Source organism: Cardiobacteriaceae bacterium TAE3-ERU3 (genome assembly GCA_019218315.1).
Taxonomy (GTDB): Bacteria; Pseudomonadota; Gammaproteobacteria; order Cardiobacteriales; family Cardiobacteriaceae; genus JAHUUI01.
The window spans coordinates 73952-87287 of sequence record JAHUUI010000005.1; the positions used below are offsets into that span (position 1 = coordinate 73952).

The following is a 13336-nucleotide window of genomic DNA, read 5'->3' on the forward strand; positions in this document are numbered from 1 at the left end:
GCTGTTACTCCTGCATTAATGCCAAAGTGTCACGGGCAATCATTAATTCTTCATTGGTTGGCACGACCCAAATTGGCAGACTGTTCGCTGCATCAATACGACCTTCTGCACCGCGGATGGTCGCTTCATTTTTCTCTTCATCAAGTGCGAAACCCATAAAGGCGAGCTTTTTAATCACTTCACTGCGCACATACGATGAGTTTTCGCCAATACCACCGGTAAATACCAGTGCATCCGCACCACCCAAGGCCACCATTTGCGCAGCGATGTGCTTCGCCAAGCGATAGTTATAGACGTCCATTGCGCGCTTAGCCGCTTCATTACCCGCTTCAACACCTTCTTCCAGCGTACGGCAATCATTGGAAAGTCCAGAAAGACCGAGCAAGCCGGATTTTTTCCACAGCAAATCGGTTACTTCTTTTTCTTCCATACCAAATTGCTCAACGAGGATACCAGGAATAGCAGGGTCAATATCACCTGATCGCGTGCCGTGAACGATGCCTTCAAGTGGTGTTAAGCCCATAGTCGTATCGACCGAGTGATCACCGTCAATCGCGGCAACTGAACCACCATTGCCGAGGTGTGCAATCACCAACTTGCTACCTTCTTTGCCGGTCAACTCCTGAACACGACCAGCAGTGTAACGATAGGAGGTACCGTGGAAGCCATAGCGACGGATACCCTTTTCTTTGTAAAGCTCATAAGGCAAAGCATATAAAAATGCCTGCTCAGGCATATGCTGATGGAATGCAGTATCAAAGACCACAACTTGTGGCAACTCTTTAAAAGCTTCTCGCGCTGCATCAATACCTGCGACATGCGCCGGATTGTGCAAAGGTGCGATACGGATACAATCCGCAATCTTATCGCGCACATCATCATTAACGCGCACAGATTCAGAAAAATACTCGCCACCATGAACGATACGGTGACCAATACCAACGACTTTGTCGAATAAGTTCAACTCTCGCAACTTAGCAACAATATCTTCCAACGCTTGTTTGTGAGTTCCTTCCGACAGTGTATGGGTTTCTTTTTCCCCATCGTACTTAAATGTAATTTCGCCAGCCTGCCCACTTTGTCCGAGACGTTCGGCCAAACCTTTGAGTGACTCCTCTCCACTTGCAGGATCGATCAAAGCGAATTTAACGCTAGACGAACCGCAATTTACCACCAATACCCATTCTGCCATGCAAGACTCCTTGTATTTCATCATTCGGATATAATATCAAATTTCGTGTCTACTACTCGGACTAAAAAAAAGCCCCAAGCAAACGCTTGAGGCAAATCATCATGAGGCAATGTGACAGATTGCTTTCGCGCTCCATCAAGCGTAATGATAACGATTCTTAAAAATATTGCAACAAGAAATCGCTACTATTAGTTTATTACCCACTATTCTTTAGCAAATCAGCTTCGCTGCGCATAAAGCGTACAGCAATAAATTTAGACGTTGGCGTGTAACTTTTATCGCCAAAGCTCTCCAGCGGAACCAATGGATTAGTCTCGGGATAATACGCAGCACACTGCCCGGCAGGAATATCGTATGGCACAATTTCAAAACCGTGGATTGTTCGTGTACGCTGATCGCTCCACAGCGATGTAATATCGACGCGCTGTCCTTTTTCAAAACCTAACCGCTCGATATCATTGGGGTTCATAAACACAATATCGCGCTTACCACGTATGCCGCGATAACGATCGTTATAGCTATAGACTGTGGTGTTGTACTGATCATGCGAGCGCAACGTCTGCAAGATCAAATCAGGCTGTTCTTCATTATTTGGTACCGTGGTTTGCAGGATGCTTTCTGGCAACGGATTGGCTTTAAACACCGCCTTGCCACTAGCAGTCAACCAACGTCGTTCATCAGCAGCATTACCAAGGTGGAAACCACCAGGTTGCTGAACGCGCTTATTAAAGTCTTGGAAGCCATCAATAGTATCCTCAATCATATCTCGAATACGACTGTAGTCACCAATAGCCCAATCCCAATCTATCGGATGATTACCCAACGTTGCTTTCGCCATTCCAGCGATAATCGCTGGCTCTGATTTCAAGTGTTCAGATGCTGGTTCAAGCATACCGGAGGAAATATGTACCATCGAAAAAGTATCTTCAACCGTCACGCCCTGCCTTCCCTCACTCTGCATATCAAGCTCAGTACGGCCAAGGCAAGGCAAAATTAAAGCATCTTTGCCGTGTATCAAATGGCTGCGATTGAGCTTGGTCGCAATCTGCACCGTCAAATCACATTGCTGCAAAGCAGCATGGGTCCGCGGGGTATCAGGTGTTGCCTGAGCAAAGTTACCACCAAGGCCAATAAAAACCTTTGACTCACCACGCTCCATCGCACAAATCGCTTGCACGGTATTATGCCCATCATGACGCGGACTCTTGAACTTGAAGCGTTCATCCAACGCATCGAGCAGTTTTGCCGGTGGCGTTTCGTGAATACCAACGGTGCGATCACCTTGAACGTTACTGTGCCCACGCACCGGCGACAACCCGCAACCAGGCTTACCAACCTGACCACGTAACAATTGCACGCTAACAATTTCCTGAATAATAGGCACAGAATGGCGATGCTGAGTGACGCCCATTGCCCAGCACATGATCACGCGCTCGGAATCACGATGCATAGCAGCAATATTGCCAATCTCCTCTTTGCTCAGCCCTGACTGGGAGACGATATGTTCCCACTCGGTGGCATCTACCAATGCCAAATAATCATCCAGCCCTGTGGTATGTTCTTCGAGAAATGCATGATCGAAAATAGGCTGACCTTCGCGTTCCCATTGCAAAAACCACTTCGCCACACCACGCATTACCGCCATATCACCACCCAAATGTGGGTGATAAAAAGCAGTACTGGTTGGCTCAGAAGCATCGAAAATCATTTCCAGCTTTTCTTGCGGATTCTGAAAACGCTCCAAACCACGCTCTTTGAGCGGATTAAGGCAGATGACTTTCGCACCACGCTCAACGGCCTCACGCAATGGCTCAAGCATCCGTGGATGGTTCGTGCCGGGATTTTGCCCAATAACGAAAATACAATCAGCGTGATCAAAGTCCTGAATGACGACTGTACCCTTACCGACACCAATGGTTTCCTTCATGCCCGTACCACTTGCTTCGTGACACATATTTGAACAGTCCGGCATATTATTGGTGCCATAAGCGCGTGCAAAAAGCTGATACAGGAACGCTGCTTCATTACTCGCACGGCCTGAAGTATAAAACTCTACCGCGTCCGGGCTTTTTTGCGCTTTTAGATGCTTGGCAATTAATGCAAATGCATCATCCCATGTCGTCTCAACGTACTTATCCGTTGTCGCGTCATAACGCATCGGATGGGTGATCCGGCCATTTTTCTCCAGCTCATGGTCACTTTGCTGCAACAACTCGGTAACCGTATGACGTGCAAAAAACTCCGGCTTGGCGAGGTTGGCGGTCGACTCCCAGTTAACCGCCTTTGCGCCATTTTCACAGAACTTGAATGCACCTTTTTCAGGTGCATCACCCCATGCACAGCCCGGACAATCAAAGCCAGCTGGCTGATTGGTCTTAAGCATGGCACGGGCATTTTGCAGGATTTTTTTACTTGCAACCCAGTTTTTCGCCACACTTTTGAGCGCACCCCAACCACCAGCAGGCCCTTCATAATCATTGTATTTATCGTCAATTTTTCGTTTCATGATGATGTTCCGTGCAATACTCTACGATCAGAATAAATCCAGCACCTTAACAAATACCATGACAACACCGTAAACCAATGGCACACCAACAATCAGCCAGCTAATAATGGCACGCGCTGGGTGTGCTGAGGTCACTGCATCAGATACGCCATGAATCACTTCACTGGCATCATCAAGTGTCTGGTGGCGATTCACTTCAATATGGTGTTTCTTATCAACCGGCTTAACCAGCAGATTCAAAATCAGACCGACAATCAGCAGCCCAGCCATGATATACATCGTAATGCTATAGGCATCTGACGGCGCTACACCGCTATCAATTTGCCCCTGACGAATGTAGTTAACCAGAACCGGGCCAATAATTGCGGCGGTTGACCATGCCAGCAAAATACGGCCGTGAATTGCACCGACTTCAAACGTGCCAAACAAATCGCGCAGATAAGCAGGAATTGTGGCAAAGCCGCCGCCATACATCGAGATAATCAAGCAGAAGCCGACGATAAACATCGTCAAGTTACCGCTTTCCCCGAAAGTAGGAATCAAGAAATAGAGAATTGCGCCAAAGACAAAGAATACTGAGTAGGTATTTTTACGACCAAGTAAATCTGACATACTTGACCAGAAGAAGCGCCCGCCCATATTGAACAAGCTCAGCAAACCAACAAATCCAGCCGCAGCTGCAACGCTTACCGCCAGATTTTCACCGACAGAGCTCACTGAAAACATTTCTTGGATCATGACGGATGCTTGCCCGAGTACGCCAATACCCGCGGTAATATTCAAGCACAATACGCCAAACAGCAGCCAAAATTGTGGCGTTCTCACCGCCTGCTTTGCACTGACATGCCCATCAGAGACCAGCTTATTATTCGATACTTTAGGCTCATAGCCTTCAGGCTTCCAATCTGGCGCAGGTACCTTCACAGTAAACATGCCAAACATCATGAATACGAAATAAAAAATCCCCAGCGTAACAAACGTTGGTACAAGGCCGACAGAAGTGGGGGTCGCGAAATGATCAAGCAACGCAACACTAAGTGGTGATGCCAACATCGCACCGCCACCAAAGCCCATAATAGCCAGGCCAGTCGCCATACCAGGGCGATCAGGGAACCATTTAATCAGCGTAGAAACAGGCGAAATATAGCCTAGCCCCAAGCCGATACCACCCAAGACGCCATTACCAAGATAGACCAGCCAAATATTGTGTAAATGCAGCCCTAGTGCTGAAACCAGAAAGCCACCTCCAAAACAACAGGCAGAAATAAACATCGCCTTACGAGGGCCAGCACGCTCAAGCCATTGACCAAAAATAGCCGCAGAAGCACCAAGCACAGCCAATGCGATACTGAAAATCCAGCCAACAGTTGCCAAGCTCCAATCTGCTTCTGTCGAGGTACTAACGCCGAGCACACGCGTCATTGGTTCGTTGAAGACGCTATACGCATAAATCTGGCCGATGGAAAGGTGAATAGCCAGAGCAGCAGGAGGAACCAGCCAACGATTAAAACCCGGTGGCGCTATTGAGTGAGATCGATCAAGAAAAGACATATAGACCCTCGTTTTTTGTTAAGTAAATATCAGTTATGTAAATTACTAAACAAAGCTTAATTAAAATCTCGGATCTTTACAATATCTATTTTTAACTGAAAAAAGCTTCAAAACAATCACTGCATATAAAACTATGCTTTTATTTATATTTAAAGTGCTAAAAACACAGCTCCCTACTCAATAATTCTTTTGGGGTAGCTATAAATCACCAGCTTCTCCGGCCGCGCAAATCCAGCCAGCGTCAGGCCATAACGCCGCGCCAAGCGAACTCCTTTAGCTGTCGGCGCAGAAACTGCAACCAAAATACCACAGCCTGTATTGGCGGCTTTTTGTACCATTTCATAGCTTGCACGACTTGAAATAAGCAACCACCCATCCTGCCAATCGACTTTATGACGCGCCCCCCAGCCAATCAGTTTATCAAGCGCATTATGTCGCCCAACATCCTCATATACTGCTGCAATTTCACCACTCAGCGATACCCACGCAGCACCATGTACAGCGCCAGTTTCTTGTCGTAATGGCTGATGCCGGTTCAATTCATCTAGTGCTTTTTCTATCGCATCGGCCGTCACTGTTTTGGTCGCGCGGATCTGCCGGCGCACATCAGGCAAATCTTCCAGCTTTTCCAAGCCACATAATCCACACCCTGTACGCCCGGCCATATTGCGCTTGATCTCACGCATCCGCTCACCGCCAATACCTGCTACCCCAACGTCGATAATAAAGCCATCGCCCTGCTCTCGCACCAGTACCGTATCAATACGATCATACTCACTGACGACGTCCTCACTCAACGAAAAGCCCACTGCCAATTCGGGTAAATCAGCCGGGGTCGCCATTAAAACCGCATAAGAACGCTCGTTATAGCGGATCTCAACAGGCACTTCTTCAGCGAGAATATCCTCACTAATTTCACCTGCTTCTCCACGGCGGATCACTTGAAATACCTGCGTATTTTTTACATTTTCTTCCATAGCGCCCCCTTAAATATATTTTGACTGACCATACTTTTCGCTAACACCACACAATAATATCGCCGACAATCAGCTTTCATACAACTGGCAAGAGACGCTGGACAATACATATCACTTTTAGCAATTCTGGATGAATTTCTTGATGGTATTAAAAAGCCCCACTCATAAAAGTGGGGCTATACTTACATCATAACAATTCAAGTTAAAAATACAGCTTATAACTTGAGTGTAAAGTGTAGTTCATCGCCTTCGCCAGTAATGACCAAGTTATTACCGCTACGCTGTAATGATTCAGCTTCACCAAGTGCGCTCAAGTATTCAGATTCGAGCTTCATCGCGGGAATAGGCCCAGCCATGCGGGTGGTGATTAGCGGCCCGGTATGCTTAATACTGCCACCAGAAATGGCTACAGGAGCCCGGTATTTATTTACCGACCCATTGCCGACCATGGCTTCACCATCAACAAAAGACAAGGTAATCTCACCATTACTCAGATCCAATGGCTGCCCATCAACCTGACCTTCGACCAACACCCAAGTCTCGCTCTCAACACTAAGAGAATCTGCGCTTTCTCCAGCACAAGCACCGAGCAACAAAGCACTAAATGCCAAGCCTGTCAGTATGGATGCTTTCATGCCTTTGTTCCCTTATTATGATCATCTTTAATGTGCTTTTTGACCGAGTCAATAGCCGATTCATGTTGATTGCTCTTAACGATGGTGTCCGCTGGCTTTAAGCCGGCATTTTCCGCAGCTTTCTGTACATTACTCTTGGTGCTCTTGGCTTCTTCATTGACCTGAGCTTTGGCTGGAGCGGCATTAACTGCTGTTTCAGCTTTGACTTTCTGTTCACTCACAGGCTTTACTGCTTCAGGCTTCGCTGTATCAGCTGGCGTCTTTACTGTATTGGCATAGGCAATAACATCTGCTTTTTCATCGGCTGGCACCGGCGCCTCTTTCTTGAGCAACGGCTCAATGGCTTGCTTACCATCACTGACCACACTAGATGCTTCAACCTTACTCACCTTAGTTTTGCCCGCACCAGACTTTGGCTCACTTTCCTGGTCAACCAAATAAGCCAGCGTCACAGCCTTGCCTTGGCGCTTCTCAAGCTGATCCTGCAATGCTTTCTTGTCCATCAGGTTCTGAGCGCCATCGCTTAAGTGATCAAAAACTTGCTGATAGCTTTTGGTCAGTCCGTCAACCGCATCAGCAGTCTTGGCAAAATGTGCATTCACCTTTTCACGGTAGCTGTCATATTCTGCTTGCAGCTTGGCTGTTTCCAGATCCTTCTTCCCTTTGCTTCCACGGCCAATGATCGCCATCAAAACAGCGCCGATTACAAAGCCAATCAACCCTGCAATCACTACATCCATTTCTGTATTCATCTTTTTCTCCTCAGTTTTGCCACTCGTAAACGATTATAATATAACAAACGTTGAGTGTTGATATTGCTTTATACGCCAGTAATTTAATGGCCACGATAGCCAAAAAGGCGCTTTTCCTTAATCAGCTCAGCCACAGGCTCTGGGACGTCATTTTCCCATCCCGGCAATCCGTCTTGAATTTCCTGCAACACTTTGCGTGAGAAAATATTAAACAACTCAGCATTAGAATCGTGAATACCTCGAACAAATCCATTCTCAACCAAATGGCGGTACAAATGGCGCAGATGATCAGGCAATTTCACATTCTGATAGCTTACTTCTTCGCCATCACCATTTAGCTCAGGGTATGCGTATACAATCGTGTTGTCCGGGAACAACTTACCCAGACCTTCCATAATTCCGCCTTCAACGCCGCGATAAAATTCTTCATCAAAGATTTGGCGGATATTGTCCATCCCCATGACGATGCCAATTTGCTTGCGCGTAAACTGGCGGAAATAAGCACGCAGACGGAAATGGCGAACATAATCCGAAATCATGACGTGATAGCCCAGTGCGGACAACTGATCGACGCGCTCGACGAAGTCTTTGTCATTGACGTTTTCATTGTCCCCCACCAGCTGGTTCATGGTGATCTCGGCGAGCATCAAAGTATTATCGACGTTTACCCCCGGTAACTGCGCAAATTCACGCATCCCTTGGGTCATCATATCTTCGTTGATCTTGGTGAATGGCTTAAAAGAACCACGCGTCACAAGAATATTCTTTTTATATAGCAGCTCTGCAGGTACACACACTTCCCCTTCGGGATTAAACATAATCGCGCGCGTTTTCCAAGAGCGGATTAAGTGCAAGTTCAAGCAGCGGTTATCTTCATCTTCAAAATACGGACCAAAGAATTCGATACTGTCAATTTCCAGGCGGTCATCCCCAATACCATCAGTCAGTGAATCAATGATATCGCGTGGATTTTCGTAGAGATAATAGGCACCATAGATCAAATTGACGCCCAAAACACCCAGCGCTTCTTGCTGCTCATTGACGTCCTTATCCAACATACGCACATGCACGATAATGTCACTTGGCACAGCCTCAGGATAAAGCTGCACGCGAATCCCGCACCATGCATGGCATTCGTTATCGCGGTTAAAACTCTTTGCAGCAACGGTCGCCGCGTAAGCAAAAAATGTCGAGCTTTTGGGCCGGGTATCTTTTACCCGTTCAACCACCTGAGAAAACTCACGTTCCAACATTGCATACAAACGGCTACGGCTGACAAAACGACCATTTGGGTCCGTGCCATAGATCGCATTGGAAAACTGCATATCATAAGCAGACATCGTTTTAGCGATCGTCCCCGCCGCCGCACCAGCACGGAAAAATTCACGCGCAACCTCCTGGCCCGCACCAATTTCAACGATTGTGCCGTATTTACGCTCATCGAGATTCACCTGCAATGCTTTTTGTCGTGAAGACAACTCACGGTGATTTATCTTTTCCATCACACTACTCACTTAGATTCATAAGAGCGCTTAAAATACAGCACTTCATCGCAGCCGTCCAACTGCAACGGTGTGCCAATTAATCGTTCCGGCAATACAGCCTGCACCACACCACCCGCTTCATCTGCACCAAAATCAAGCACCACTCCGCCAAGCTGGCTGGCATTGCGCAGTTGATCCCCGGGTAAAACATTAATCTTTCTCTTGGTTTCTGCAACAGCAAGATGGCGTCGAGTTTGTGATTTATAGTGTAAGCGTGCCACATTCTCCTGCCCGACATAACACCCCTTAGTAAAGCTCAATGCACCAGCATGATCCAATCCCAACGCCTGAGGCAAAAATGTATCAGCCGTCTGTACATGAACCTGAGCTATACCAGATCTGATATAGCTTGCACGCCACTGTAGTGCATCTATTGCTTCATGAGCATCGAGTGCAGAACCAATAAAAACATCTACTCCAGCCGTCCCTGAAAGCAGAACAGAATCACTACCTATGACGCTACGCTTGCGCGTATCTTGAGCACCACCAACACCGAGCGTCGCCACCGCCATACATGGCACATCACGCAGTTCAATCGAAACGCGGCTGCGCAATACAAACATCTTTAGCCGGCGCTGAACGGACTCAACAATATCCTCAGCCATACCTAACCAGATTTCATCTGCATTACGCCACAGCCAAACAACTGCCAACACTTTACCTTGTGGAGAACAGTAGGCCGCCAACTGCCAATTATCATCACACAAAGCATTAACGTCATTACTGAGCTGACCTTGCAGAAATTCCACACGATCCTCACCAGTGACCACCAACCATCGAAGTAATTCCATTCTCCCTCCTTTTTACGACCCAGCCGTATTTATGGCTCAAGCATAAAATTGTTAATTAATCTAGAATCTTACTTGACTACGCGAGATAAGCCATAACGCAACCTATCACCAATAAAGCACCTCTATCATCCACAATAGCGTAATTTATTTATATTTCAGCCGCATGCTCAGCAATACCACTCTTGCATTATTTCCAGCACCAACCCCAAAGCCAATCACAAATAACAAGGCAACATTATATTAATCAACAAGATAGATATAGGATAAACCATGTAAAAAGTGATTACCTTGTGCTTAAAAACCTTCATATATAGAGCAAATATAAGTAGCGTTGCTTTTCACCCGATCTTAGAAGTAATACACTAAATCAGAATTTTAGCGAAGGTAAAGATCATGACGCACCAACCCCCAGAAAAATACACGCCACAGAGTGCTGAAAACGCAAAGCCAAACAGCGCCGAAGCGCAGCATGTTGATAGCGAGCTAGACAACAATCAGTCTACAAAAGAAAGTGGCGGCCCTTCAGGACCTGAACCCACCCGCTATGGTGACTGGGAACGCAAAGGGCGCTGCATAGACTTTTAAACAGTAGCAGAAGTCCGTAATTACCCCTTAATTAGCAACAGTATTCTATCCCAGCTAAAAGCCAAAAATAAGCTATTCGATTAGCGTTCTCAATAAGAGCGATAATCACATAAAGCTATTAGTTTGCTATATAATCCTGTTATAATTCACGTGTAAAACTGATACAAGCGCCAGCCTTTTTGGCACCTTGTGACACAAGACTTCTTGAGGCAAAACAATGCAACAACAAAATCGACCCTTATCGCCGCATTTGCAGGTTTATCGCCCGCAATTTACGTCTATTATGTCCATATTGCACCGCGCCACTGGTGTTACAAGCGCAATGGGATTGCTGCTGATTACATGGTGGTTAGCGATGACCGCGACAGGCAGCGACAGCTGGCACACAGCCAATAGCTTATTCGCCAACCCATTTGTCGTACTCATTTTATTCTTTTGGTCTGGCGCACTGATTTATCACCTCTGTAATGGTATTCGCCACCTAACATGGGATACAGGCAAATGCCTAACCATCGCAGAGTCGCGCAAAACAGCACGCATCGTCCAAATCGCAACTGTCATTATTACAGTCGCGCTGTGGATTGGCATTTGGTGGTAAGGAGCAGACATGAGCATACTTAACGAACTCAAAAAAGCCAAAGGCCTTGGTTCTGGCCATAACGGAACGCACCACTTTATCGTCCAGCGCGTCAGTGCCGTTATCCTCATCCCGCTGGTACTTTATTTCCTCTACAGCATCGTACGTATCACCGGCGCACACGACTATCAAGCCGTACAAGCGTGGTTTGCCAACCCGATCAACAGTGCTTTAGTACTCGCATTCATGATTACCGGCTTTTACCACGCTGCTCTCGGCGTACAAGTCGTCATCGAAGACTACGTACATCACGAACAAATCAAATGGCTTTCGCTTATTGCCGTACGCGGCGTCTGCCTGATCGGCGCACTCATTGCCATTACCTCTATTCTGAGCCTCGGCCTCGCCCGATAAAAGGACAGCAACATGACACAACCATACAAAATTCATCACCACACTTATGACGTCGTCGTGGTCGGCGCTGGCGGCGCTGGATTGCGCGCCACCTTCGGCATGGCACTTGAAGGCCTGAAAACAGCCTGCGTCACCAAAGTATTCCCTACTCGTTCACACACCGTTGCAGCACAGGGCGGTATCGCAGCCGCACTCGGCAATATGGGTGAAGACAAATGGCAATGGCACTTCTACGACACAGTTAAAGGCTCAGACTGGCTCGGCGACCAAGACGCCATCGCCTATATGTGCCGTGAGGCAATTCCAGCCATTATCGAGCTTGAGCACTATGGCGTACCGTTCTCACGTAACGACAAAGGCCAGATTTACCAGCGTCCATTTGGTGGCATGACCACGCACTTCGGCGAAGGCCAAGCTGAGCGTACCTGCGCTGCTGCTGACCGTACCGGTCACGCCATTTTGCACACCCTGTATCAGCAAGCACTGCGTAACCACGCTGAGTTCTACATTGAATACTTCGCAACTGACCTGCTTATGGGTGAAGACGGCGATTGCCGTGGCGTCCTCGCGCTCGACCTTTCATCAGGTGAACTACACGTCTTCAACGCACAAATGGTCGTTCTCGCGACCGGCGGTTATGGTCGTGCATGGCAGTCTTGTACTTCTGCACATACCTGTACCGGTGACGGCAACGGCATGGTGCTGCGCGCAGGTCTCGCTCTGCAAGACGTTGAATTTACCCAATTCCACCCAACCGGCATCTACGGCTCAGGCTGCTTGATGACAGAAGGTTGCCGTGGTGAAGGTGGCTACCTGACCAACAGTGAAGGTGAGCGTTTCATGGAACGCTACGCACCAAACGCCAAAGACCTCGCCTCGCGCGACGTCGTATCCCGTGCAGAAGCAATCGAAATCCGTGAAGGACGTGGCGTTGGCAAGCACAAAGACCACATCTACTTACACCTTGAGCACCTCGGTGCAGACGTCATCAATAAGCGCCTGCCAGGTATCGCTGAAACAGCGCGCATTTTTGCCGGCGTTGACGTCACCAAAGAGCCAAGCCCAATTCTGCCTACAGTTCACTACAACATGGGCGGCATCCCGACTAACTATCACGGCGAAGTCGTACAGCTCAAAGATGGCGACCCGGATTACGTCGTGCCTGGTTTGATGGCAATTGGTGAAGCTGGTTGTGTATCCGTACACGGCGCAAACCGCCTTGGCTCTAACTCACTGCTTGACCTCGTCGTCTTTGGTCGCGCCGCTGCGCACCGTGCTCGCGATATTATCAAGCCAAACAGCAAGCCAGCTCCAATTCCAGCTGCAGAACTTGAAAAAGCCCTTGGCCGCTTTGCTCAAATTCATAACGCAAATGGCGACATCGGCACTGCGGAAATTCGCGACAGAATGCAACGCGATATGCAGGCACACGCAGCAGTATTCCGCACCAGTGAAAGCCTCATCGAAGGCGTTGATAAAATCGACAAAATTTATCACAGCTTTGAGAACGTCCGCATCAAAGACAAGAGCCTCAACTGGAATACTGATCTCGTCGAAACCTTCGAGCTTGCCAACCTGCTCGCCTGTGCGCAAGTTTCTATCGTTGCGGCTGAAAACCGCAAGGAAAGCCGCGGTGGTCACGCACACGAGGACTATCCGGATCGCGATGACAAGAACTGGATGAAACACACACTCACGTGGCTCGACGAAGATGGCAAAGTAACCATCGACTACCGCCCTGTCCACGATTTCACCGGCACCGATGAAGTCGAATACGTCAAGCCGAAAAAACGCGTGTACTAAGGAGCAACA

12 protein-coding genes are annotated in these 13336 nt (G+C 47.9%); 4 read left to right on the top strand and 8 right to left on the bottom strand.

The features are described 5' to 3' along the window. Window positions 1-4: 4 nt before the first annotated feature. The 8 genes from KRX19_09930 to KRX19_09965 form a co-directional block, all read right to left on the bottom strand. Window positions 5-1192, bottom strand: a complete 1188-nt coding sequence (locus KRX19_09930) for an acetate kinase (GenBank protein MBV7435343.1) — start codon at window positions 1190-1192, stop codon at window positions 5-7. Between the two features lie 196 nt (window positions 1193-1388). Then, a complete protein-coding gene (locus KRX19_09935) occupies window positions 1389-3698 on the bottom strand; it encodes an FdhF/YdeP family oxidoreductase (protein MBV7435344.1) in 2310 nt (769 codons plus the stop codon). 27 nt (window positions 3699-3725) lie between these two features. Further along, window positions 3726-5249 carry an OFA family MFS transporter gene (locus KRX19_09940; protein ID MBV7435345.1) on the bottom strand — a complete coding sequence of 508 codons (1524 nt, stop codon included), beginning with the start codon at window positions 5247-5249 and terminating at the stop codon, window positions 3726-3728. Between the two features lie 173 nt (window positions 5250-5422). Continuing rightward, the gene (gene fdhD / locus KRX19_09945; protein MBV7435346.1) at window positions 5423-6226 is read right to left on the bottom strand and encodes a formate dehydrogenase accessory sulfurtransferase FdhD; all 804 of its coding nucleotides are present in this window, start codon (window positions 6224-6226) and stop codon (window positions 5423-5425) included. Between the two features lie 215 nt (window positions 6227-6441). Beyond that, window positions 6442-6861 (bottom strand): META domain-containing protein, encoded by a 420-nt coding sequence (locus KRX19_09950; protein ID MBV7435347.1) that lies wholly within the window; start codon window positions 6859-6861, stop codon window positions 6442-6444. Continuing rightward, entirely contained in the window at window positions 6858-7613 is a 756-nt protein-coding gene (locus KRX19_09955) for a DUF1043 family protein (protein ID MBV7435348.1), read from the bottom strand. Before KRX19_09955 ends, KRX19_09950 begins: the two co-directional genes overlap by 4 nt. A gap of 83 nt (window positions 7614-7696) precedes the next feature. After that, on the bottom strand, window positions 7697-9115 hold the full coding sequence (locus KRX19_09960) for a hypothetical protein (protein MBV7435349.1): 1419 nt from the start codon (window positions 9113-9115) through the stop codon (window positions 7697-7699). 8 nt (window positions 9116-9123) lie between these two features. Beyond that, on the bottom strand, window positions 9124-9948 hold the full coding sequence (locus KRX19_09965) for a hypothetical protein (GenBank protein ID MBV7435350.1): 825 nt from the start codon (window positions 9946-9948) through the stop codon (window positions 9124-9126). A 393-nt stretch (window positions 9949-10341) separates the two neighbouring features. On the opposite strand from KRX19_09965, the gene KRX19_09970 reads away from it, so the two are divergent. The 4 genes from KRX19_09970 (at window position 10342) to sdhA (ending at window position 13327) form a co-directional block, all read left to right on the top strand. After that, a complete protein-coding gene (locus tag KRX19_09970) occupies window positions 10342-10533 on the top strand; it encodes a DUF1674 domain-containing protein (GenBank protein ID MBV7435351.1) in 192 nt (63 codons plus the stop codon). Window positions 10534-10750: 217 nt separating this feature from the next. Next, window positions 10751-11131, top strand: coding sequence for a succinate dehydrogenase, cytochrome b556 subunit (gene sdhC, locus KRX19_09975; GenBank protein MBV7435352.1), 381 nt, complete (start codon window positions 10751-10753; stop codon window positions 11129-11131). A 9-nt stretch (window positions 11132-11140) separates the two neighbouring features. Then, window positions 11141-11524 (top strand): succinate dehydrogenase, hydrophobic membrane anchor protein, encoded by a 384-nt coding sequence (sdhD, locus tag KRX19_09980; GenBank protein ID MBV7435353.1) that lies wholly within the window; start codon window positions 11141-11143, stop codon window positions 11522-11524. A 12-nt stretch (window positions 11525-11536) separates the two neighbouring features. Beyond that, on the top strand, window positions 11537-13327 hold the full coding sequence (sdhA, locus tag KRX19_09985) for a succinate dehydrogenase flavoprotein subunit (protein MBV7435354.1): 1791 nt from the start codon (window positions 11537-11539) through the stop codon (window positions 13325-13327). Window positions 13328-13336 lie beyond the last annotated feature (9 nt).

Bases quoted from the DNA above. Each gene is read 5' to 3' on its own strand.
- KRX19_09935 (MBV7435344.1), bottom strand. From the start codon at position 3,698: ATGAAACGAAAAATTGACGATAAATACAATGATTATGAAGGGCCTGCT.
- KRX19_09940 (MBV7435345.1), bottom strand. From the start codon at position 5,249: ATGTCTTTTCTTGATCGATCTCACTCAATAGCGCCACCGGGTTTTAAT.
- KRX19_09970 (MBV7435351.1), top strand. From the start codon at position 10,342: ATGACGCACCAACCCCCAGAAAAATACACGCCACAGAGTGCTGAAAAC.
- KRX19_09960 (MBV7435349.1), bottom strand. From the start codon at position 9,115: ATGGAAAAGATAAATCACCGTGAGTTGTCTTCACGACAAAAAGCATTG.
- KRX19_09965 (MBV7435350.1), bottom strand. From the start codon at position 9,948: ATGGAATTACTTCGATGGTTGGTGGTCACTGGTGAGGATCGTGTGGAA.
- KRX19_09930 (MBV7435343.1), bottom strand. From the start codon at position 1,192: ATGGCAGAATGGGTATTGGTGGTAAATTGCGGTTCGTCTAGCGTTAAA.
- sdhA (MBV7435354.1), top strand. From the start codon at position 11,537: ATGACACAACCATACAAAATTCATCACCACACTTATGACGTCGTCGTG.
- KRX19_09950 (MBV7435347.1), bottom strand. From the start codon at position 6,861: ATGAAAGCATCCATACTGACAGGCTTGGCATTTAGTGCTTTGTTGCTC.
- fdhD (MBV7435346.1), bottom strand. From the start codon at position 6,226: ATGGAAGAAAATGTAAAAAATACGCAGGTATTTCAAGTGATCCGCCGT.
- sdhD (MBV7435353.1), top strand. From the start codon at position 11,141: ATGAGCATACTTAACGAACTCAAAAAAGCCAAAGGCCTTGGTTCTGGC.
- KRX19_09955 (MBV7435348.1), bottom strand. From the start codon at position 7,613: ATGAATACAGAAATGGATGTAGTGATTGCAGGGTTGATTGGCTTTGTA.
- sdhC (MBV7435352.1), top strand. From the start codon at position 10,751: ATGCAACAACAAAATCGACCCTTATCGCCGCATTTGCAGGTTTATCGC.